20 protein-coding genes, 6 pseudogenes and 1 riboswitch are annotated in these 20,155 nt (G+C 64.4%); of the genes and pseudogenes, 14 read left to right on the plus strand and 12 right to left on the minus strand.

The window, feature by feature from the left end; all coding sequences use genetic code 11:
* On the minus strand, window positions 1-320 hold a 320-nt coding region (locus tag C2847_RS04570; protein ID WP_128415158.1), incomplete at its 3' end, for an IS5 family transposase.
* Between the two features lie 480 nt (window positions 321-800).
* Between C2847_RS04570 and C2847_RS04580 the strand changes: the two genes are divergently transcribed.
* Window positions 801-1,055, plus strand: a complete 255-nt coding sequence (locus tag C2847_RS04580) for a HEPN domain-containing protein (RefSeq protein WP_105317293.1) — start codon at window positions 801-803, stop codon at window positions 1,053-1,055.
* A gap of 71 nt (window positions 1,056-1,126) precedes the next feature.
* On the opposite strand, the gene fbp is transcribed toward C2847_RS04580, so the two are convergent.
* Window positions 1,127-2,218, minus strand: coding sequence for a fructose-1,6-bisphosphate aldolase/phosphatase (gene fbp / locus C2847_RS04585; protein ID WP_105317294.1), 1,092 nt, complete (start codon window positions 2,216-2,218; stop codon window positions 1,127-1,129).
* 164 nt (window positions 2,219-2,382) lie between these two features.
* On the opposite strand from fbp, the gene C2847_RS04590 reads away from it, so the two are divergent.
* The 5 genes from C2847_RS04590 (at window position 2,383) to C2847_RS04610 (ending at window position 7,026) form a co-directional block, all read left to right on the plus strand.
* On the plus strand, window positions 2,383-2,958 hold the full coding sequence (locus tag C2847_RS04590) for a TetR/AcrR family transcriptional regulator (protein ID WP_105317295.1): 576 nt from the start codon (window positions 2,383-2,385) through the stop codon (window positions 2,956-2,958).
* Window positions 2,945-4,087 (plus strand): acyl-CoA dehydrogenase family protein, encoded by a 1,143-nt coding sequence (locus C2847_RS04595; protein ID WP_105317296.1) that lies wholly within the window; start codon window positions 2,945-2,947, stop codon window positions 4,085-4,087. Before C2847_RS04590 ends, C2847_RS04595 begins: the two co-directional genes overlap by 14 nt.
* 13 nt (window positions 4,088-4,100) lie before the next feature.
* Window positions 4,101-4,550, plus strand: a complete 450-nt coding sequence (locus tag C2847_RS04600) for a MaoC family dehydratase (RefSeq protein WP_105317297.1) — start codon at window positions 4,101-4,103, stop codon at window positions 4,548-4,550.
* A gap of 94 nt (window positions 4,551-4,644) precedes the next feature.
* Window positions 4,645-6,258, plus strand: a complete 1,614-nt coding sequence (locus tag C2847_RS04605) for a long-chain fatty acid--CoA ligase (protein ID WP_105317298.1) — start codon at window positions 4,645-4,647, stop codon at window positions 6,256-6,258.
* 9 nt (window positions 6,259-6,267) lie between these two features.
* The gene (locus tag C2847_RS04610; RefSeq protein ID WP_105317299.1) at window positions 6,268-7,026 is read left to right on the plus strand and encodes an SDR family oxidoreductase; all 759 of its coding nucleotides are present in this window, start codon (window positions 6,268-6,270) and stop codon (window positions 7,024-7,026) included.
* 1 nt (window position 7,027) lies between these two features.
* Here C2847_RS04610 and thiD read toward each other — a convergent pair whose 3' ends face one another.
* From thiD to C2847_RS13000, 8 genes and pseudogenes are all read right to left on the minus strand, one after another.
* Window positions 7,028-7,804: a bifunctional hydroxymethylpyrimidine kinase/phosphomethylpyrimidine kinase gene (gene thiD, locus C2847_RS04615; RefSeq protein ID WP_105317300.1), complete on the minus strand. Its 777-nt coding sequence runs from the start codon at window positions 7,802-7,804 to the stop codon at window positions 7,028-7,030.
* A gap of 76 nt (window positions 7,805-7,880) precedes the next feature.
* Window positions 7,881-9,212 (minus strand): phosphomethylpyrimidine synthase ThiC, encoded by a 1,332-nt coding sequence (gene thiC, locus C2847_RS04620; RefSeq protein WP_105317301.1) that lies wholly within the window; start codon window positions 9,210-9,212, stop codon window positions 7,881-7,883.
* Window positions 9,209-10,150, minus strand: a complete 942-nt coding sequence (locus tag C2847_RS04625) for an NAD(P)/FAD-dependent oxidoreductase (RefSeq protein ID WP_105317302.1) — start codon at window positions 10,148-10,150, stop codon at window positions 9,209-9,211. Before C2847_RS04625 ends, thiC begins: the two co-directional genes overlap by 4 nt.
* The gene (locus tag C2847_RS04630; protein ID WP_105317303.1) at window positions 10,147-10,932 is read right to left on the minus strand and encodes a thiazole synthase; all 786 of its coding nucleotides are present in this window, start codon (window positions 10,930-10,932) and stop codon (window positions 10,147-10,149) included. Before C2847_RS04630 ends, C2847_RS04625 begins: the two co-directional genes overlap by 4 nt.
* The gene (thiS, locus tag C2847_RS04635) at window positions 10,933-11,127 is read right to left on the minus strand and encodes a sulfur carrier protein ThiS (RefSeq protein ID WP_105317304.1); all 195 of its coding nucleotides are present in this window, start codon (window positions 11,125-11,127) and stop codon (window positions 10,933-10,935) included. It lies immediately after the preceding gene.
* Window positions 11,114-11,734, minus strand: coding sequence for a thiamine phosphate synthase (gene thiE, locus C2847_RS04640; protein ID WP_105317305.1), 621 nt, complete (start codon window positions 11,732-11,734; stop codon window positions 11,114-11,116). Before thiE ends, thiS begins: the two co-directional genes overlap by 14 nt.
* A gap of 25 nt (window positions 11,735-11,759) precedes the next feature.
* Window positions 11,760-11,871: riboswitch (TPP riboswitch) on the minus strand.
* A gap of 4 nt (window positions 11,872-11,875) precedes the next feature.
* Window positions 11,876-12,064, minus strand: coding sequence for an integrase core domain-containing protein (locus C2847_RS12995; RefSeq protein ID WP_425275076.1), 189 nt, complete (start codon window positions 12,062-12,064; stop codon window positions 11,876-11,878).
* 14 nt (window positions 12,065-12,078) lie between these two features.
* Window positions 12,079-12,339 (minus strand): annotated as a pseudogene (locus tag C2847_RS13000) (helix-turn-helix domain-containing protein); the annotation flags it as partial.
* Window positions 12,340-12,760: 421 nt separating this feature from the next.
* Here C2847_RS13000 and C2847_RS13005 point away from each other — a divergent pair.
* The 7 genes and pseudogenes from C2847_RS13005 to sat form a co-directional block, all read left to right on the plus strand.
* Window positions 12,761-12,805: pseudogene (locus C2847_RS13005) on the plus strand (hypothetical protein); the annotation flags it as partial.
* A gap of 28 nt (window positions 12,806-12,833) precedes the next feature.
* Window positions 12,834-13,248 (plus strand): annotated as a pseudogene (locus C2847_RS13010) (nitrite/sulfite reductase); the annotation flags it as partial.
* Between the two features lie 17 nt (window positions 13,249-13,265).
* Window positions 13,266-14,023, plus strand: a pseudogene (locus C2847_RS04655) (uroporphyrinogen-III synthase).
* A complete protein-coding gene (locus C2847_RS04660) occupies window positions 14,020-14,655 on the plus strand; it encodes a precorrin-2 dehydrogenase/sirohydrochlorin ferrochelatase family protein (protein ID WP_105317306.1) in 636 nt (211 codons plus the stop codon). Before C2847_RS04655 ends, C2847_RS04660 begins: the two are co-directional and overlap by 4 nt.
* Window positions 14,656-14,657: 2 nt before the next feature.
* Window positions 14,658-14,828: pseudogene (locus C2847_RS04665) on the plus strand (phosphoadenosine phosphosulfate reductase domain-containing protein); the annotation flags it as partial.
* A gap of 61 nt (window positions 14,829-14,889) precedes the next feature.
* A pseudogene (locus C2847_RS04670) lies at window positions 14,890-15,523 on the plus strand (uroporphyrinogen-III C-methyltransferase).
* 2 nt (window positions 15,524-15,525) lie between these two features.
* Entirely contained in the window at window positions 15,526-16,575 is a 1,050-nt protein-coding gene (sat, locus tag C2847_RS04675) for a sulfate adenylyltransferase (RefSeq protein ID WP_105317308.1), read from the plus strand.
* On the opposite strand, the gene C2847_RS04680 is transcribed toward sat, so the two are convergent.
* Window positions 16,572-17,927 carry a cobyrinic acid a,c-diamide synthase CobB gene (locus C2847_RS04680; protein WP_105317309.1) on the minus strand — a complete coding sequence of 452 codons (1,356 nt, stop codon included), beginning with the start codon at window positions 17,925-17,927 and terminating at the stop codon, window positions 16,572-16,574. The genes sat and C2847_RS04680 overlap by 4 nt on opposite strands.
* 4 nt (window positions 17,928-17,931) lie before the next feature.
* Window positions 17,932-18,531 (minus strand): protoglobin domain-containing protein, encoded by a 600-nt coding sequence (locus C2847_RS04685; RefSeq protein WP_105317321.1) that lies wholly within the window; start codon window positions 18,529-18,531, stop codon window positions 17,932-17,934.
* A 66-nt stretch (window positions 18,532-18,597) separates the two neighbouring features.
* Here C2847_RS04685 and C2847_RS04690 point away from each other — a divergent pair, with 66 nt between their 5' ends.
* On the plus strand, window positions 18,598-20,103 hold the full coding sequence (locus tag C2847_RS04690) for an alkaline phosphatase (RefSeq protein WP_105317310.1): 1,506 nt from the start codon (window positions 18,598-18,600) through the stop codon (window positions 20,101-20,103).
* The last annotated feature ends 52 nt before the right edge of the window (window positions 20,104-20,155 follow it).

Consider the following 20,155-nt stretch of genomic DNA (forward strand, 5'->3'; position numbering starts at 1 on the left):
ACCACCAGGGCGCTGGGAGAGGCATACCGCCTTTCCCTCTCCCGGTCCCGCCGGACCAGGGCCTGGGCTACCCTCTCCCAAACCCTTTCTTTCTGCCACTTGCGGAAGTAGTGGTAGACGGTGGACCAGTGGGGCAGGTCATGGGGCATGGCACGCCACTTGATGCCGTTTTCCAGAACGTACAGGATAGCGTTGACGATTTCTCGGCGAGGCACCTTGGCCGGGCGACCCCCGGGCTTGGGAGCGGGGATCAGGGGCTCAAGGATGGCCCATTCCTCATCGCTGAGGTCGCTGGGGTAAGATGTGCGTGTCCTCTGCACCCTTCAAGGATACAAGACTTTTACGACAGCCTCTTAGATAGTGCCGCTAGAAAGCATGGTACCTTTGTCGCCAGGGCTTCCCAGTCTTGTCTTCCCTACCCCGCTATAGGCCTCGTGGAACCCACCCCGCTCAAGGTTTTGAGGAGCCGGGCTGAAAAGCCCCCTTGGTATTAGGCCGGCCTTCGCTCTACCCAAAACCGCCGCATGCCGGACTGGGTAACCCTTCTCATGCCGGCGGGTTGAGCCACGGCGTTGGAATAAGGTTGGCAAAATTTGCTCGGAGACACCTGCTCTTCCTAGTGTCGCTCTAACCCGCCGGAGATTTACGGAAGCGACCTTTCGCAGTCCTCGGTGCACCAGCCTGACCCCCCAGCCCACCTTTATGGCCCGTGGAGGCCTTGGTGCTCACCCCCGAGGAGCTGATCGAAAGACAGGATCTCCCCTTCTTACGGGGGATTCTAAAGGAGGCTGTGCCCCTTTATGAGCGTGGAAAAGAGGCGGCTTGAAGGGGAGCGCTGGCTACTCCAGGCCGAAGATGACCTGGAGGCCGGCAGGGTTCTCCTGACGGTAGGCAAGCACGCTCAAGCCGCTTTTATGGCCCAACAGGCCGGAGAGAAAGCCCTAAAGGGCCTTTGGTTCGCTCTGGGCTTGGATCCCTGGGGGCATAGCCTTGCCCGATTTGTGCGCGACTTACCCGGGGGGTGGAAGAAGAGGCTCTCGCCCTTCTCTATTTAGCCCGGGCTTTGGAAAAGTTCTACACCCCCACCTGAAGCGCCAGGCCTTAAGCCCAGGGACCCATCGAGGCTCTAGGAAAACTCCCGTTCAAGCTCCTTAAGCCGCTCGGCAATGCCCGTGTATTCGAGCTCCTCCATGGGCAGCATGGCCGGGCCGTAAAAACCCTGACGGCGCATCTCCTGAGCCTTCTCCACCACCCTGGCCCGCACCGCATCCCAGACCGGATCTGCAAAGAGATCCACAGGCTCAGAGAACCGACCCTCCTTGAGGGAGAAGGCCAGCCCGCACACCATGGGTACGCAGAAAAAGGTGGAAGCGGGAGTGTTGGCCTTGACGGGCATGAGGGGCAGGTGGTGGCTTCCCCGTGTATCCCCGGCCACGAAGGGCGCCAGAGCAAAGGGGGGACCGAACTCCTCCGTTGCTGGAAAGATCTTCTGGGTACGGATAATGGCCACGGGATCGTCCTTGCCCACGTAGCGCCCGGCGATGTTGCGCAGGCGTGTGGTGCTCACCACCGCGGCTATCTCCCCATAGCGCCGGGACCAAATGGACTCTATCCCAAAGCGGTGGGAGTCCCTAAGTAAGGCGGCTATGTCATAAAGCCTTTCGGGAGCATCCAAAATGATGTAGCTATCCCTCTCCGTCTGGGCTAGGTCCATGATGCGGAAGCGGAAGCCGGGGCGCAACTCCGAGGAGAGCAGGAGACCAGAGGAGTACATGGGGTCGGCGAAGACCAGGTACAGGGGGAGGTTAAAGGCCCCGGGCTCGGTCTTATCGGCGGCCAGGACCATAAAGGGCTCGGCGGGCCGCTCCTCGAATTCCATCTCCGCCACCTGGGGTCCCAGGCCATGGAGGTTACCGGAGAAGGCATCCTTCAAAAGATCCTGCCCGGCCCCGTAAAGACCCTCCTCCTTGGCCACCTGGGTACCTTCCCGGAAGGCTTTCCAGGCCAGCTCGTGGATGGATGCGCTTCGAATGCCGTGGGTATGCGAGAGGAGGAGAACGATGTCGTCCCCGATATGGAACACGTGGGCGTCCAAGAGCAGGCGGCCCACCTCCTCCCGTACCACCTCCTCCACCTTGGCCAGCACCCTGCGGCTGGGTAAGGTGTGGCCTCCGATGGAACCGATGTCGGCTTTGAGGACGCTAAGGGTGATTTTCATAAGCTCCTCCTTCGTGTTCCATACTTCCACACTTATGGCGGGTTTGGCAACCCCCTATCGGCCGGATAGCGCCAAGGTGCTTGGAAACGTGGAAGAGAGCATGAAGTCACTTGACTATCCCCTTCTCCAGGGGTAGAGTGTACTTACCGACCGGTCGGTGAGATATGGGAACCACCACACGCGACCGCATCCTGGAAGAATCCGCCCGGCTTTTCACGGAAAGAGGCTACGAGGCGACCAGCGTCCAAGATCTGGCCGAGGCACTGGGCCTCTCCAAGGCGGCACTCTACCACCACTTTCGGAGCAAGGAGGAGGTTCTCTACGAGATCAGCCTTCAGGCCTTGGAGGGCCTTCGTCGCCAAGGAGAAAGAGCCTCATCCGAACCCGACCCGAAGGTAGCCCTCCTGCGCTTTATGGAAGGCCATGCCCGCTTCTTTGAAGAGAATCGGCCCTTTTTCGTGGCCATGCTTCAAGGGTTGCAAAGCCTTTCTCCCGAGAAGCGAGCCGTTACCATCGCCCTACGCGACCGGTACGAGGGCATGCTCCGAAGCATCCTGGAGCGGGGTATGGCACTGGGGGTATTCCGCCCCTTGGATGTGGGCCTCGCAGCCCGGGCCATCCTCTCCATGCTCAACTGGATGATCCGCTGGTTCCGCCCAGGGGGAGCCCTGCGGGCGGAGGAGGTGGCCAGGTTCTACTTTGATCTGATCCTAAAGGGGTTAGAAGATGGAGATTCCTGAGCACAAGGAGATCCGGCAGCTGGCCAGGCGTTTTCTGGAAGAAGCAGGCCCTGCCTTGGCGGAGTACGAGGCCCAGGAAGCCTTTCCTTGGCCTCTGGTAAAGCGGATGGGGGAGCTGGGCTTCCTGGGAGTGTTCGTGCCCGAGGAGCTGGGAGGCGCTGGCCTGGACTTTTGGGCCTACATCGCCCTTCTGGAGGAGCTTGGGGGATACGCTTCCTTGCGCTCCATTCTTTCCGTGCAGCAAAGCCTGGTCCTCACCCCCCTCCTCAGCTACGGCACCCCTGAGCAGAAGAAGCGCTACATCCCCCGCCTGGCCCGGGGGGAAATCCTAGGGGCCTACGGCCTAACCGAACCCGAGGCGGGCTCGGATGCGGGAAGCCTCCGCACCCGGGCTTACCGGGAGGGCGATCACTATGTGCTGGAAGGACAGAAGACCTTCATCTCCCACGCCAATGTGGCCCAGGTGTTCCTCATCTTCGCCAAAACCGATCCAGAGAAAGGCGGCGGGGGCATAACCGCTTTCCTAGTGGAGCGGGAGGACGGGGTACGCACCACGCCGTTAAAGGGGAAACTTGGGCTTAGGGCTGCAGACACGGGCATGGTCTTCCTGGAGGGGGTGCGCATACCCAAGGACAGGGTTTTGGGAGAGGAGGGACAGGGCTTCAAAATCGCCCTTTCCACCCTGGATACCGGCCGGGTCTCCCTGGCGGCGGGAGCGGTGGGGTTGATGCAACGGGCCTTGGACCTATCCCTATGCTACGCCAAGGAAAGGCACCAGTTCGGACGGCCCATCGCCAGCTTTCAGCTGGTCCAGGCGCATCTGGCCCAGATGAAGCTGGACCTCGAGGCCAGCCGCCTCCTCACCTACCAGGCGGTGGCCAAAAAGCTCAAGGGGGAAAGGTATACCCTCGAGGCCAGCATGGCCAAGCTCTTCGCCTCGGAGGCCGCCAACCGCGTGGCCTACCGGGCCCTCCAGGTCCACGGGGGCTACGGCTTCTTCGAGGAGTACGGGGTGGCCCGGCTTTATCGGGACGCTCGCATCCTCACCCTTTACGAGGGAACCAGCGAGGTGCAAACCCTGGTGATCGGGGCCCACCTCACCGGGATCAAGGCTTTTGGAGAAGGCTAAGGAGGTGATTGGGATGCCCATGTACTTTGAGGACTTCCAGGTAGGCCAGCGCTTTACCACCCCAGCCCGCACGGTGACCGAGGCGGATGTGGTGAACTTCGCCGGGGTATCAGGGGACTACAACCCCATCCACACCGACGCCGAGTTCGCCAAGAACACCCCCTTCGGGCAGCGCATCGCCCATGGGCTTCTGGTCCTTTCCATGCTCACCGGCCTCAGGCAACGAAGCGGGCATTTTGAGGGGACCATCATCGCCTGGATGGAGATCCGGAGCTACAAGTTCTTAAAGCCCGTATTCATCGGGGACACGGTGAGGGGGGAGAGCGAGATCCTGGAGAAGCACGAAACCAGCAAGCCCGACCGGGGTGTGGTGGTGCAACGGGTACGGGTACTAAACCAGAGGGGCGAGGTGGTGCAGGAGGGGGAATTCGTCACCTTGGTCCGCAGAAAACCGCAGGAATAGCCCATGAAAAGCCCCTCTGCCCGGGAGATTTTCTACCGGGTGACGTAGAAGCCCTACTGGGAATATCCTGGGAGCACATAGGAAAGGAGGCGGCATGTTCCCGAGCACCATGATGGAGGAGGAACTCAACCTGTGGGACTTCCTGGAACGGGCGGCGGAGCTTTTTCCCAGGAAAGGGGTGGTCTCCCGCCTCCACACCGGGGAGGTCCACCGCACCACCTACGCCGAGGCGTACCGCCGGGCGCGGCGGCTCATGGGGGGCCTAAGGGCCCTGGGCGTGGAGGTTGGGGACCGGGTGGCCACCTTGGCCTTCAACCACTTCCGCCACCTGGAGGCCTACTTCGCCGTACCCGGAATGGGCGCGATGCTCCACACCGCAAATCCCCGGCTTTCCCCCAAGGAGATCGCCTACATCCTGAACCATGCGGAGGACAAGGTCCTCCTCTTTGATCCCCAGTTTCTTCCCTTGGTGGAGGCCCTGCGCCCGGAGCTTTCCACCGTGCGCCACTTCGTGGTGATGGACGAGAAGGCACCAGAGGGCTACTTGGCCTACGAGGAGGTGTTGGGCGAGGAGGTGGACCCCATCCGGGTACCCGAGCGGGCCGCCTGCGGCATGGCCTACACCACGGGCACCACCGGCCTCCCCAAGGGCGTGGTCTACAGCCACCGGGCCCTGGTCCTCCACGCCCTGGCGGCGAGCCTCGAGGACGGCACCGCCCTCTCGGAAAAGGACGTGGTCCTCCCCGTGGTGCCCATGTTCCATGTGAACGCCTGGTGCCTGCCCTATGCCGCCACCTTGGTGGGAGCCAAACAGGTCCTGCCAGGACCCAAGCTAGATCCCGCCTCCTTGGTGGAACTCCTTGACGGAGAAGGGGTGACCTTTACCGCCGGAGTGCCCACGGTGTGGCTGGCCTTGGCCGACTATCTGGAGAGCACAGGGCACCGCCTCAAGACCCTGAAGCGCCTGGTGGTGGGGGGAAGCGCAGCGCCCCAAAGCCTAGTGGAGCGATTTGAGCGCATGGGCATAGAGGTGCGCCAGGGCTACGGCCTCACGGAAACTTCTCCGGTGGTGGTGCAGAACCTCGTGAAAAGCCACCTGGAAGGCCTTTCCTGGGAGGAAAGGATCCGCCTCAAGGCCAAGACCGGCCTTCCCATCCCCCTGGTCCGCCTTCGGGTTGCGGATGAGGAAGGCCGCCCGGTGCCCAAGGACGGCAGAACCATGGGGGAGGTCCAGCTCAAGGGACCCTGGATCACCGGAGGGTACTACCGGAACGAGGAGGCTAGCCGTAACGCCCTGACCCCCGACGGGTGGTTCCGAACCGGAGATGTCGCCGTGTGGGATGAGGAGGGATATCTGGAGATCAAGGACCGGCTCAAGGACCTGATCAAGTCGGGTGGGGAGTGGATTTCCAGCGTGGATCTGGAAAACACCCTCATGGGACATCCCAAGGTGAAGGAGGCAGCGGTGGTGGCCATTCCCCACCCCAGGTGGCAGGAAAGACCCTTAGCCGTGGTGGTGCCCAGGGGAGAGAAACCCAGCGAGGAGGAGCTTCGGGAACATCTCTTAAAGGCTGGTTTTGCCAAGTGGCAACTTCCCGATGCCTTCGTCTTCGTGGAGGAAATCCCCCGCACCAGCGCGGGGAAGTTCCTGAAGCGTGCCCTTAGGGAGCAGTATAAGGATCTGTTCCACGATCCCTCACGGGGGTAAGGGAGGATTATGTTTCTGGAGCAGTTCCGCCTAGACGGCAAAGTAGCCCTGGTAACGGGGGGATCCCGGGGGCTCGGCCTCGAGGCGGCCCTAGCCCTCAAGGAGGCCGGGGCCAAGGTGGCGGTTCTCGCCCGAAGGGCGGGCTTCTTTGAGGAGGCTCAAAAGCACCTTGGGGAAGCCCTTTACCTGGTAGGGGATGTTCGGGACGAAGGGCGGCTCCTCGAGGTGGTGGACCAGGTGGAGCGGGAGCTTGGACCCCTCACCATCCTGGTGAACGCCGCCGGGATCACCTGGGGGGCCCCCTCCTGGGAGATGCCCGTGGAGAAGGTGCGGGAGGTCCTCGAGGTCAACCTGGTGGGGGCCTTCCTGGTAAGCCGCACCGCCGCCCAGCGCATGCGGGAGAGGGGCTACGGCAAGATCATCCACATCGCCTCTGTGGCGGGGCTCAAAGGGGAGTACCCTGAGGTCCTGGATGCGGTGGGTTACTCCGCTTCTAAGGGCGGGGTCATCGCCCTTACCCGGGATTTGGCGGTGAAATGGGGCCGGTTCGGCATCCGGGTAAACGCCCTGGCCCCAGGCTTCTTCCCCACCCGCATGACGGAGAAGGTCCTGCCCAAGGCCGAGGCCTTCCTGAAGGCCACCCTGCCCCTGGGGCGTCCCGGGAGACCCGGGGAGCTGGGAGGAGCGGTGCTCTTCCTGGCAAGCCCGGCCTCCGACTACATCACCGGGGCCATTCTTCCCGTGGACGGCGGGGCTACCGCCCTCTGAACTAGGCGAAGTGGTTCACGGGGCCATGGCCGTGGCCCAAGGGAGGTGCGGTTTCCAAGGCCCGGGTGAGGTAGGCCTTCGCCTCGGCCACGGCTTCCTCCAGGGGCTTTCCCAGGGCCAGGAGGGCGGTGAGGGCTGCGGCAAGGGTGCAGCCCGTGCCGTGGGTGTTGCGGGTGGGAATGCGGGGGGCACGGAAAACCCGGATGCCTTCCCGAGTAGCCAGAAGGTCCACCGCCTCTTCCCCTTCGAAATGGCCGCCCTTAAGCAGGACCGCCTGGGGGCCAAGGGCCAAAAGTTCCCGGGCCGCCCCCTGGGCTTCCGCCAGGGTCCGGATAGGCCGGGAAAGGAGGGCCTCCGCCTCGAGGCGGTTGGGGGTGATGAGGGTGGCCAGGGGGAAAAGCCTTTCTTTGAGGGCCTGGACCGCTTCGGGGGAAAGGAGGGGGTCCCCACCCTTGGCCACCATCACCGGATCCACCACCAGGGGACGGATCCTATACCGCTTCACCCCCTCGGCCACCGCCTCCACAATGGCCGCGTTGCCCAAAGCCCCCGTCTTGGCAGCGTGGATGGGGAGGTCGTCCGCCACGCTTTGGATCTGCGCATAAACCAGGTCAGGGGATAGGAGTTCCACCCGTTGCACCCCCAGGGTGTTTTGGGCGGTGACCAGGGTAAGGGCGCTTACCCCATAGACCCCGAAGCGGAAAAAGGTCTTGAGGTCCGCCTGCACCCCGGCCCCGCCCCCGGAGTCGGAACCGGCGATGGTAAGGGCTACCTGCATGCCTCACCTCGAGAGGAGGATATGCGCGCCAAGGTGGCGTGGCCGAAACTTTTCGTCGGCATCCTGACCTCCCGCCCTAGCCCACAGGGTCTTGGACGTAAGGCGCACCCTGAAGTTCCATCCGAGCCTTGCCCCGCAAGACCGCCTCCACCAGGTTCATGGGGCAGAAGGGGCCGCACATGCTGCAGGCCTTGGTCCTGGAACCCCGCTCCTCCTTGAGGCGGCGGGCCTCCTCAGGATAAAGGCAAAGAGCGAACTGGCCTTCCCAGTCCAGGCGGTAGCGGGCCTCGGACATGCGCCGGTTCCTCTCCAAAGCCCGCAGGTTCCCCCGGGCCACATCAGCAGCATGAGCAGCGATTTTAAAGGCGATCACCCCTTCCTTCACGTGCCCCGGGGTGGGGAGGCCCAGGTGCTCCGCCGGGGTCAGGTAGCAGAGCATATCCGCCCCCATCCAACCGGCCAAGGCACCCCCGATGGCCCCGGCGATGTGGTCGAAGCCCGCGGCGGTATCCACGGGAAGCATCCCCAGGATGTAGAAGGGAGCATGGCCCGTGAGCTTCTTCTGGATCTGCACGTTGGTGGCCACCTCGTTCAAAGGAATGTGGCCCGGTCCTTCCACCATGGCCTGCACCCCGGCCCGCCTTGCCCTTTCCACCAGTTCCCCGATGGTGAGGAGCTCGGCGATCTGGGCCCGGTCGGTGCTGTCCGCCAGGGACCCGGGTCTCAGGCCATCCCCCAAGGAGAGGGTCATGTCGTGGGTGCGGGCGATCTCCAGGAGGTCGTCAAAGCGGGCGTAAAGGGGGTTCTCCTCTCCCCGGTGGAGCATCCAGGCGGCGAGAAGCCCCCCGCCCCGGCTCACGATCCCCGTGGTCCGGGAGGAATTCCGGTAGACCTCCAGGTTCTTCAGGGTAACCCCCACGTGCACGGTGATGTAGTCCACCCCCTGCCGCCCGTGTTCCTCTATGACCTGGAAAAGCTCGTCCGCGGACATGTCGAAGAAGCTCTTCCTCTTGGCGGCGCGGAACTCCGCCTCGTAAATGGGCACGGTGCCCAAGGGAACGGTGGCCACCTCCAGGATCCTTTCCCGGATGGCCCTCAGGTCCCCCCCGGTGGAGAGGTCCATGATGGTGTCCGCCCCGTACTGGATGGCCACCCTGGCCTTTTCCACCTCCTCCTCGAGGTTCACGTAGTCGTAGGAGGTGCCCAGGTTGGCGTTCACCTTCACGCTGAGCCCTTCCCCGATCCCCTTGAAGTCCCGAAGGGTGCGGTGGTTGGGGTTCCTGGGAATCACGATCCGCCCCGACGCCACCCCTTCCCGCACAAACTCAGGGGAAACCCCCTCCTTCTCCGCCACGTAAGCCATCTCCTCGGTCACGATGCCCTTCCTTGCCGCTTCCAGCTGGATCACGGCCTTACCCCCACAAGTTCCAGAATCCTCTTCGCCGTCCATGGGGCCAGGAGGATGCCGTTCCTTCCATGGCCCACCGCGGCCAGCACACCCCGCTCCACCTCACCCACGAAAAGCTCTCCCACCGGCCGGTACCCCCAAAGGGCCTCCCGGAACCGGGCCCCTTCCAAAAGGGGAAAGCGCTCGTGGGCGTAGTCGGAAAGCCACCTTAGGCCGAACAGATCCACTCCTTGAGCCCATCCCTCTCGCTGGGTAGCCCCCAGGTACACCCCGCCCTCCCGGGGCAACAGGTACCCGTCCCCGGCGAAAAGGGGCATGGGAGGCGCCGGGCCCTCGAGGACCAAGGCCTCCCCCTTCAGGGGCCGGACCCCAAGGCCAAACCGGCCACCCCAGGCGCCCACGGCCAGGAGGACGAACCGGGCCTGGGCGGTAAAGGGCTCCTCCAGCCCGCGCCCTCGCACTCCCCCTTCCTTCACCTCCTCCACCTCGGCTTGGAGGAAAGGGGTTTCCATGGCGTCCAAGGCCTTCAGTAAGGCCTCGCGGAGGGCCTTGGGATGGACATACCCCCCAGGGAAGGTACGCGCTCCCCTCCCATCCCGAACCGGGTAGGACAAGGACTCCTGGGCTTCCCAGGCCTCCTCTTCCACCTGGGACAGGGCCACCACCTGGGTGCCGCTAAACCCCGCCTCCACCTCCCATCCCTTGGCGGCAAGCTCCTCGAGGAGGCCTGGATAGTACCCCAGGCCGAAAAGGGCCGCCTCCAAAACCTCCCCGGAAAGCCCCTCGGGGTGGGGGGCCAGCATCCCCGCGCTGGCCAGGGTGGCCGCTCCCCCCTTACCGGCATCCAGGAGGAGGACGGAAAGCCCCCGCTTCCTGAGCTCGTAGGCGGCGAGGGTTCCGATAATCCCCGCCCCCACCACGATGACGTCCGCCTTCACCGCTTTGGCCCTCCCAAGGGGACGCCCTCGGTGGGGCTCGAGGGGCTCGCCACCTCCCGGGGCCGCATGGGACCAGCCAAATAGGCTTTCCTCCCCGCCTCCACCCCCAGGCGGAAGGCCTCGGCCATGGCCACGGGATCCTCGGCCTCGGCAATGGCGGTGTTGACCAGCACCGCGTCCAAACCCATCTCCATCACCTCCGCGGCATGGGAGGGAAGGCCAAGCCCCGCATCCACCACCACCGGGGGCAAGGAGGCCTTCTCCCGGGCGAAGAGCTCCAAAAGGGCCCGGGTCCTCACCCCCCACCCCGAGCCGATGGGGGCCGCCAGGGGCATCACTGTGGCCGTGCCCAGCGCTGCCAGCTTCTTGGCCAGGACCAGGTCGGGGCCGATGTAGGGGAGGACCACGAAACCCTCCTGCAAAAGCCTCTCCGCCGCCCTCAGGGTCTCCACGGGATCGGGGAGGAGGTAGGTGGGGTCAGGGATCACCTCCAGCTTCACCCACCTCTCCCCGGTGAGAACCCGGCCCAGCCGGGCTATCCTCAACGCCTCCTCCGCCGTCCTGGCACCTGCCGTGTTGGGCAGGAGGCACACGCCCTCTAAGGCCTCGAGGAGGCCCACGTGCCCGGGCATCCTGGCTTCTACCCGGCGGATGGCCACGGTGACCACCTCGGCCTCCGCAGCCTTTATGGCCTCTCGCATCACCCCAAAGTCCCGGAACTTGCCCGAGCCCAGGATAAGGCGGCTTTTAAGCTCTATGTCTCCGACCTTCCAGGTGTCCATCTAGCCTCCTTGCATGAGGGTGACCACCTCCACCACATCCCCCTCCTTCAGGACGCGGTGGGGGAGCTCCCGCCCCGGGTAGGCCTCCTCGTTGAGGAGGACCGCCACCCGGGAAAGATCCACGTCCAGCTCCTCCAGAACCTCCCTTAGCGTCTTGCCCTCGAGGGGCTTAGCCTCCCCGTTAAGCCACACCATAAAGCCGCTCCCTGAATGCCCGGGCCGCCTGCTCGGGGTTCTCAGCGTCCAGGATGGCGCGGACCACCACAACTCGGCGCGCCCCAGCCTCCAAAACCTCCCCCAGGTTCTCCAGGGTGATGCCGCCGATGGCGTACCAGGGCCTCTCCCCCAGGTTCTCCCGGGCCCAGCGCACGTAGCCCAGACCCGCCGCCGGCCTGCCCGGCTTGGTGGGGGTTTCCCACACGGGGCCTATGGAAAGGTAGTCCACGCCTTCCTCCAAGGCTTTAAGGGCCTGCTCAGGGGCGTGGGTAGAGCGACCCACCATCCCCTGAAAGAAGCGCCGGGCCTCCGCGGGCGTCAGGTCCCCCTGGCCCAGGTGCACCCCATCCGCCCCCAGAAGGGCTGCCAGGTCGGGCCGGTCGTTGAGGAAGAAGGGAACCCCGTACCTCCGAGCTAGGGAGAGCATCCTCTCCCCTAGCTCCAAGGTGGGCCGGGCCTCCCAGTCCTTGGCCCTTAGCTGCAAAACCTCCACCCCCCCTGCCAGGGCCCTCTCCGTGCGGTCCAGGACCTCATGGGTGGACCAGCCGGGCCTGGGGATCACCACCAGATAGAGCCTTCCCAACAAGCTTTCANATTCGGTTTGTAGGGGAATTCTTCCGCATAGGCTTCCCTCCGCCGGCATTACCCGGATCAGGTTCTAAGGGTTGCTGGGAGGTTTACCCAGCTCTCAGCCCCTCGCTTAGGGCACCCCTAGCCTGCCCCATCACTATAGCACGCCTAGGGGAAGGAGCAAGACCCTGTATTCGGCCACCACATTTGAGACACCTTGGGGAACCGAGTCCCTCCGTATCTTAGCTAAGAACTCCAAGGGGGCAAGGCCGCCCAGGGCCATGTGGGGCCTCCTGCGGTTGTAGTAGTCCAGGTAGGTATCAAGCTCCGCCTGTACCTCCCTCACCCTCGTGGGCAAAGCTTAGGAAGGCGGGACTTGGGTTTGAGTCCGGCTAGCCCCTTCTCCCTCAAAGCCCTTTCCCAAGGGTAGTAGGTGGCCCGGCTGATGCCCAAAAGCTCCTGGACCTCATCCCAGCTCCTCTTGCCCTCCCGCAAGGCTTTCACCAACTTCACCTTGCGAAGGCGTTCCTGGACATCCGGGTCGCCCGCTCCGGCCTCGGCCAGAGTCTGCGCTTCCTTAGCTCCTCGCCACAGGTCTTTGCCAACCGTGGTAAGCTGCATAGGGGGAACCTCCGCAGGGTCGGTTCCCCATCTTTTTATCCCCTTCAGCGTCTCACATGTGTTTGTCCGGGTTCAAACCCTAGAGGCACAACGGGGAGAGGCCCCTTTCAAACCTCAGGGGAAGCACCTCCGGCCAGGTTTGGGAGCCGAGGCTGCCCACCCTTCCAGGGCCCAATACCCTTGACTTTCATACACTCAATGGTATAGTATGCCGCCAACCCCCTTTCGGGGGACGGAGGCGGAAATGAAGGAAGCCCTGCGCCCCACAGGAATCGGCCTAAGCCAGGCAGCGGAAGCGGAGATCCGGTACCTGGAGGCCATGATCGCCCGCCTCGAGGCGGGGGAGGAGGATCCGGAGGACTTCCGGGTCTATCGCCTGAAAAACGGCATCTACGGCATCCGGGGCAGGCCCGAGCACCACATGGTCCGCATCAAACTCCCCGTAGGACGGATCAGCCCGAAGGCCCTGAGGGTCCTGGCGAAGGTGGCCGAGCGCTATAAAGATCTCCGGCTGCCCCAACTCCTGCGGCCAGCACCATATCGCCGACATCGGCTTCTACGGGTCGAGCCGCAAGGTGGAGGAAAGGGAAGTTCCCCACCACACCCTCCTCCTGGGGGGGGCGCACCCGGGAAGGCGAGGCCCGCTTTGGCCAGGTGGTGGCCCGCATCCCCGCCAGGCGCACCCCGGAGGCGGTGGAACGAATCCTTCAGCGCTACCTGAAGGAACGGCAAAACGGGGAAAGCTTCCAGGCCTATCTGGACCGGGTGGGGGCCGCTTCCTTCAGGCCCCTCCTGGAGGACCTCCAGAGTATCCCCCCCTATGAGGAAGCTCCCGAGTTCTACCAGGACTTGGGAGCGGATGGGCAGGCTTTCCGGGTCCAGCTAGGCCGTGGGGAGTGCGCGGTCTGAGGACCTTGGGAGGGAGAATGCGGATCGCTTACGCCGGTTTGCGCAGGAAGGAGGAGTTCCGGATTTTGGCGGAAAAACTGGGGCTTACCCCCCTCCTCTTTCCCGTACAGGCCACGGAGAAGGTGCCGGTGCCCGAATACTGGGATCACCTCCGGCGCCTGGCGGAGGGGGTAGACCTCCTGGTGGCCACCACCGGGGTGGGGGTAAGGGACCTGGTGGAGGGGGCCGAGCCTTTGGACTGTCCCTGCAGGAGCCCCTGAAAAGGGCCCACCGCCTGGCCCGGGGAACCAAGGCCGCCCGGGTCCTGAGGGAGCTTGGCCTTCCTCCCCATGGGATAGGGGACGGGACCACGCCAAGCCTCCTGCCCTTCCTACCCCAAGGGCCAGGGGTGGCGGCCCTCCAGCTTTACGGCAAACCCTTACCCGCCCTGGAGCAGGCCTTGGAGGAAAGGGGTTACCAGGTCCTTCCCCTCATGCCCTACCGCCACCTGCCGGACCCCGAGGGCATCCGCCACCTGGAAAAAGCCATCCTCGCTGGCGAGGTGGATGCAGTGGCCTTCGTGGCCGCCATCCAGGTGGAGTTCCTGTTTGAGGGAGCCAGGGAGCCTATGGAGCTGAGGAGAACCTTCCATCACGAGGTGAAGACCCTAGCCGTGGGCCGGGTCACCGCAGATGCCTTAAGGGAATGGGGAGTGCAACCCTTTTACGTGGACGAGCAGGAACGGCTAGGAAGCATGCTCCAGGGTTTCTTACGCCTGTGCCAGGAGGTGACATGACCTACTTTCCCCTCATGTTGGACCTGAGGAACAGGCCGGTCCTCCTCATCGCTGGCGGCCCAGAAGCGGGGGCCAAGCTCCACGCTCTCCTCGAGGCCCAGGCTCAGGTCACCGTCTTGGCCCCGGAGGACCACTGGAACCTGGCAGGTTTAGCCAGGGAGGGAAGGATCCGCTGGATCCCCCGGAGCTACCAAGAAGGGGATCTAGAAGGCTTTTACCTGGTGGTGAGCCACCCCAAGGACAAGTCCATCCACCCCAGGGTCAAAGCGGAGGCGGAAAGGCGAAGGGTCTTTCTGGTGGCGGTGGACGATCCGGAAAACGCCTCCGCCATCTTCCCCGCCGTGCTGCGAAGGGGGGAGCTGGTGGTGGCCCTCTCCACCTCCGGCGCAGCCCCCGCCCTGACGGTGCGCCTAAAGGAGCGCCTCCTCCAGGTTTTGGGCCCGGAGTACGGAGAGCTCGTAGCGTACCTGCGCAGCCTTAGGCCACGGATAGCGGGGGTCCCGGACTATGCGGAGCGCAAACAGCTTTGGTACCGACTCGTGGATCTGGCTTTAGAGGAACTGGACCTGGATCCGGAGGCAGGCCTGGCCAGGGCCAAGGAAAAGGTGGAGGAAGTGCTTGCGGAGGTTTAGCCATGGACAAGGTGAAAAGCGCAAGGGCCCTTATCCGGGAAGCGCTGGTGGAAAGCCAAAAGCCATGCTTCACGTGCAGTTTCCAAGCAGAGGACGTGGTGGTCCTCCATCTCCTCTTGGAGGAAAGACCCGACGTCCCCGTCCTCTTTCTGGACACCGGCTACCACTTCCCGGTAGCCCTCCTCCTCTGGCTTCTCTTCATCGGTGCCCAGCTGGTCTGGCGGGGGGTGGCCCATGGCTAAGGTCTACTTGGTGGGAGCCGGGCCAGGAGATCCCGACCTCCTCACCCTGAAGGCCTACCGGCTCCTCAGGGAAGCCCCGGTGGTCCTCCACGACCGGCTGGTGGACGGGAGGATCCTGGCCCTAATCCGGGGGAAAAGGGTGGAGGTGGGCAAGGCGGAAGGAGAAAGCGGCAAGCAGGAAGAAATCCACCGGCTTCTCCTCCACTACGCCCAGACCCACCCCTTCGTGGTCCGGCTCAAGGGAGGGGACCCCTTCGTCTTCGGAAGAGGGGGCGAGGAAGGGCTTTTCCTCAGCGCCCATGGGGTGGCAGTGGAGATAGTACCTGGGATACCCGGACCTAAGCACCTCCGCCAAGGTACCCACTCTGGTGGTCCTCATGGGGGTGAGAAGGCGGGCATGGATTGCCCAAGAGCTTATCCGGTTGGGAAGGAATCCCAAGGAACCTTGCCTCTTCGTGGCGAGGGCCACCACCCCCGAGGAAGTGCGGGTGTTAAGCCGGCTGGAAGAGGTGGCGGAGGGAAAGGTGGAGGTGGCCGCCCCAGCGGTCTGGGTGATCGGCAAGGTGGTGGAGGTCTTTGACGTTCTCCAAAAAACGCCACGGGCTTGGGCCGTTGCGGAGGTTTGACCATGGTGGAAACCCTACCCCAGGTGACCATTGGCGAGGACGAGCGGCTAGACCTAGAAAACCTGGCCACAGGAGCCTTCCACCCTGTGCGAGGCTTTATGACTCGGGAGGAAACCCTTTCCGTGGCCCAGGAGATGCGCCTCCCTTCGGGAGCGGTCTGGACGATTCCCATCCTCCTCCAGCTCCAGGAGCGACCCCGGGTGGGCAAGGGGGATCAGGTGGTCCTCACGCACCGGGAAAAGCCGGTGGCCCTTCTCCAGGTGGAGGACGCCTACGAGCTGGACTTGAAGACCTTGTCCCGGCAGGTGTTCGGTACGGAAAGCGAGGACCACCCCGGGGTCAAGAAGCTCTTAGCCAAGGGGCCTTACGCCCTCGGAGGACGAGTAGAGGTGTTGGCCTGGAGGCCTCGAGGACCTCTGGAAAAGACCCCAGACGAGGTGCAGGCCCTTTTCCAGCAAAGGGGATGGCGCAAGGTGGTGGCCTTCCAAACCCGCAATGCTCCTCACCGGGCCCACGAGTATCTGATCCGGCTGGGGTTGGAGCTGGCCGATGGCGTCCTGGTCCACCCCATCCTGGGGGCCAAAAAGGAGGATGATTTTCCCACTGAGGTGATTGTAAAAGCCTACCAGACCCTTATAGAAGGGTTCCTGCCCGGGGAGCGGGTGGTCCTCTTCGGCCTCGCCACCCCTATGCGCTACGCTGGGCCCCGGGAAGCGGTATTCCACGCCCTTGTGCGCAAGAACTTCGGGGCCACTCATTTCTTGGTGGGCCGAGATCATGCAGGGGCAGGAGATTTTTACGATCCTTACGCAGCCCACCGCATCTTTGACCAGCTTCCCCCCTTAGGCATCGAGATCGTGAAGGTCAAAGCGGTCTTCCACTGCCCCCTCTGCGGTGGGATCGCCTCGGAAAATACCTGCCCCGACCACCATCGGGAAAGGCGGACCTCCATCAGCATGACCAAGGTGCGGTTCCTCTTAAGGGAGGGCAAAACCCCACCCGCCGAGCTGGTACGACCTGAACTAATCCCTATCCTTCAAGAAGGGGTCTAAAGCAGCCAAGGCTTCCCCGTGGGTCTATGCAACTTAGCCTTCCTATGGGCCAAGGCCAGGAACCTTCCGGCTCCCTCCGGGCGGGCCGGCAGATAAAGGTGGACAAAGCTTCCCAGGACGCGCCCGTCCGTGTAACCCTCCACCCCCTGGCCTCCCACCTGCCGCCAGGCGGGGCTTGGAGGGGATTCCATCCGAGCGTAGTGGAACTCGTGCCCCTTGAAGACCTCGCCCCTTTGGGCCACCGGGTTATCCCTCACGGCCTCCACCTCCCGGTAGCCCAGGATGGGCTTTTCCGTCATATGGGCCTCACCGGGAACCAGGCCCACCATGGGAAAGAAGTCCTCCACCACCCAAAGCCCCTGGGAGAGGTACATGTACCCCCCGCACTCCGCCACCACCGGGCCAGGGAAACGACGGATGGCCTCCCGCATGGCCTGGTTTTCCGCAAGCCCCTCTGCGAAAAGCTCGGGGTAGCCACCCCCAAGGAGAAGGGCCTCCGCCTCGGGGGGGGCTGGATCCCCTAGGGGGCTAAAGGGGATAAGTTCCGCTCCCATGACCTCCAAAAGCTCCAGGGCCTCGGGGTAGTAAAAGCGAAAGGCCTTGTCCCAGGCGTAGGCCACCCGCACCCAGGCCGGCCTCCTCTCGGGGAGGAAAGAGGGAGCCTCGGGCAAGGGCAAGGCGGAGGTGGCCAGGCGCAAGACCGCTTCCAGGTCCACCTGGAAAGCCCGGCGCAAGGCAGCCAGGGGCGGGTGTATCTCCCCCGCAAGCACCAAGCCCAGATGGCGCTCCGGGATTTCCAGGGTGGGATCTTGGGGAAGCCAGCCCAAAAGGGGCAGGCCCACCTGGCCGAGGACCTCCCTCAGGAGTTCCGCATGCCGGGCTGAGCCCACCTGGTTGGCGAAGACCCCCACCACCTGGACCCCAGGGTCAAAGGCCCGGAAGCCCTGCACCAGGGGAGCGATGGAACCCGCCATGCCGGAGGCATCCACCACCAAGGCCACGGGGGCCCTAAGAAGCTTAGCCACCTGGGCGGTGGAACCCACCTGGCCCATAGGATCCTTGCCGTCAAAGAGCCCCATGACCCCCTCTACCAGGGCCAGGTCGGCTCCCTTGGCTCCATGCTGAAAAAGGGAAAGGAGGCCGGTTTCGTCCAGGAAAAAGCCGTCTAGATTGTAAACCCTTCGCCCGGAGGCCGCCTCGAGGTGGCTGGGGTCCACGTAATCCGGCCCCACCTTGAAGGGTTGGACCTTAAGACCCCGCTCCCCCAAGGCCTGGAGGAGGGCCAGGGCCAGGGTGGTCTTTCCCGCCCCGGAGTGGGGAGCAGCCAGGACCAGCCGGGGAATCCGCAGCATGGCCTTAGCCTGGGGAGAGGCTTCTGAGGAGGCGGGCCGCCTCCTCCTGGGCCCGCCTGAGGAACGCCCCCACCTCCACCCCTTCCGCCTGGGCCAGGGCCTCGAGGTAGGCGTGGAGGTAGCCCTCGGAGATCAAGGCCATGACGGTGAAACCCAGCCTGCGCCAGGCGTCGGCCAGGGCCTGGGCCTCCTCTTGGGGAAGCCCCTCCCGAGCCAAGCGGCCCACGGTCTCCACCACCCAGTTCCACATGGCGGCCATCATGGCGTTGGTCACCCCCCGGCGCACGTGCACCAGGCCCACCAGGGTTTGCCAGGCAAAGTACTGGCCGTTGAAGGGTCCTTCTACGGTGCGCAGGTACCAGTCCCTAAGGGTCTTCTCCCGGGCGGGCCTTTCCCCTTCCCGGAAGACGGCTCGGGTAGCTGGGTGGGCGAAGAGGGTGTCGTAGAAGCCCTGGACCACCTGGTCCACCCAGCCCCTCATGAGCTCCTTGTGGCGGGTAAAGACCTTTCCGTCCTCGAGGGGCCGGAAGCGGGCCTGAGGAGGAAGCTGGAACCAAAACTCCTGGGCCAGGGCATAGAAGCGGCCAAGGCTCTTGTCGGTCATGGCTACCATGTTACCCCCTGACCCGGGCATGACACAGACCCCCTACCCTGGCCTTGGAGGTGGCGGATGAAACGCAGGGACATCCTCAAGAGCGGGTTGGCGGCCGGCGCCCTGGCCTTTTTGCCCAAAGGCGGGGCCCAAGGGGCACAGCAGAACACCCCCAGCCTTGGCCGGCGGTACCGGAACCTCATCGTCTTCATCTACGATGGGTTCTCCTGGGAGGACTACGCCATCGCCCAGGCCTACGCCCGGAGGCGGCTGGGCAGGACCTTGGCCCTAGAAAGGCTCCTCGCCCGCTACCCCAACGGCCTCATGAACACCTACAGCCTCACCAGCTACGTCACCGAGTCCAGCGCCGCTGGCAACGCCTTCTCCTGCGGGGTCAAAACGGTAAACGGGGGCCTGGCGGTGCACGCGGACGGCACCCGGCTCAAGCCCTTCTTCGCTGCGGCCAAGGAGGTGGGCAAGGCGGTGGGCCTGGTGACCACCACCACCGTTACCCACGCCACCCCAGCCAGCTTCGTGGTCTCCAACCCCGACCGCAACGCTGAGGAAAGGATCGCTGAGCAGTACCTAGAGTTTGAGGCCCAGGTCTACCTGGGAGGCGGGGACCGGTTTTTCAACCCCGAAAAGCGCAAGGACAAGAAGGACCTGTACGCCGCCTTCGCCCAGGCGGGGTATGGAGTGGTGCGCACCCCAGAGGAACTGGCCCGCTCCAACAGCTCCAAGCTCCTGGGCGTCTTTTCCGATAGCCACGTGCCCTACGAGGTGGACCGCCGCTTCCAGGGAGTGAAGGTGCCCAGCCTCAAGGAGATGGTCCAGGCAGCGTTGCCCCGCCTGGCCTCCTACCGCAACGGCTTTGTCCTCCAGGTAGAGGCGGGCCGGATCGACCACAGCAACCACTTGAACGACCCTGCGGCCACCCTGTGGGACGTGCTGGCGGCGGATGAGGCCCTCGAGGTCCTTACCGCCTTCGCGGACCGCAACCCCGACACCCTCCTCATCCTGGCCGCGGACCACGCCACTGGGGTGGGAGCCCTGTACGGGGCGGGTCGGAGCTACCTGGAAAGCTCCGCGGGCATTGACCTCCTCGAGGCCCAGAAGGCCAGCCTGGAGCACATGCGCCGGGTCCTAGGGGCCAACCCCGACGCGGGCCAGGTGAAGGAGGCCTACCGGGCCATGAAGGGGGTGGTCCTTTCCGACGAGGAAGCGCAGATGGTGGTGGAGGCCATCGCCAAGAAGGCATACCGCCCCGACGGCGTGCGGTATGGCATCCAGCCGGACAACACCATGTCCTGGGCCATGGTGCAGAAAAACGCCCAGAAGCCCGAGCGGCCCAACATTGGCTGGAGCTCCGGGCAGCACACGGCAAGCCCAGTGATGCTGGCCCTCTACGGGCAGGGCCTGCGCTTCCTGAATCTGGGCCTGGTGGACAACACCCACGTCTTCCGGCTCATGGGGGAGGCCATGGGAATCCGCTACCAGAACCCGGTGATGAGCGAGGAGGAGGCCTTGGAGATCCTGAAGGCCCGGCCCACGGGGATGCGGCACCCTGAGGACGTCTGGGCTTAAGGGCTTGGCGGACCTTCCTTCCTTTCGGGCCGCTCCTAACGGGGCGGCCTAA

Origin of the sequence: Thermus tenuipuniceus, from assembly GCF_002964845.1 — a bacterium.
Lineage (GTDB): Bacteria > Deinococcota > Deinococci > Deinococcales > Thermaceae > Thermus > Thermus tenuipuniceus.

Coding starts and splice junctions, on each gene's coding strand:
- C2847_RS04600 (WP_105317297.1), top strand. CDS start 4,101: ATGCCCATGTACTTTGAGGACTTCCAGGTAGGCCAGCGCTTTACCACC.
- C2847_RS04680 (WP_105317309.1), bottom strand. CDS start 17,927: ATGCTGCGGATTCCCCGGCTGGTCCTGGCTGCTCCCCACTCCGGGGCG.
- C2847_RS04610 (WP_105317299.1), top strand. CDS start 6,268: ATGTTTCTGGAGCAGTTCCGCCTAGACGGCAAAGTAGCCCTGGTAACG.
- C2847_RS04580 (WP_105317293.1), top strand. CDS start 801: ATGAGCGTGGAAAAGAGGCGGCTTGAAGGGGAGCGCTGGCTACTCCAG.
- C2847_RS04630 (WP_105317303.1), bottom strand. CDS start 10,932: ATGGACACCTGGAAGGTCGGAGACATAGAGCTTAAAAGCCGCCTTATC.
- C2847_RS04590 (WP_105317295.1), top strand. CDS start 2,383: ATGGGAACCACCACACGCGACCGCATCCTGGAAGAATCCGCCCGGCTT.
- fbp (WP_105317294.1), bottom strand. CDS start 2,218: ATGAAAATCACCCTTAGCGTCCTCAAAGCCGACATCGGTTCCATCGGA.
- C2847_RS04605 (WP_105317298.1), top strand. CDS start 4,645: ATGTTCCCGAGCACCATGATGGAGGAGGAACTCAACCTGTGGGACTTC.
- C2847_RS04685 (WP_105317321.1), bottom strand. CDS start 18,531: ATGACCGACAAGAGCCTTGGCCGCTTCTATGCCCTGGCCCAGGAGTTT.
- sat (WP_105317308.1), top strand. CDS start 15,526: ATGGTGGAAACCCTACCCCAGGTGACCATTGGCGAGGACGAGCGGCTA.
- C2847_RS04690 (WP_105317310.1), top strand. CDS start 18,598: ATGAAACGCAGGGACATCCTCAAGAGCGGGTTGGCGGCCGGCGCCCTG.
- C2847_RS04660 (WP_105317306.1), top strand. CDS start 14,020: ATGACCTACTTTCCCCTCATGTTGGACCTGAGGAACAGGCCGGTCCTC.
- thiD (WP_105317300.1), bottom strand. CDS start 7,804: ATGCAGGTAGCCCTTACCATCGCCGGTTCCGACTCCGGGGGCGGGGCC.
- thiS (WP_105317304.1), bottom strand. CDS start 11,127: ATGGTGTGGCTTAACGGGGAGGCTAAGCCCCTCGAGGGCAAGACGCTA.
- C2847_RS04595 (WP_105317296.1), top strand. CDS start 2,945: ATGGAGATTCCTGAGCACAAGGAGATCCGGCAGCTGGCCAGGCGTTTT.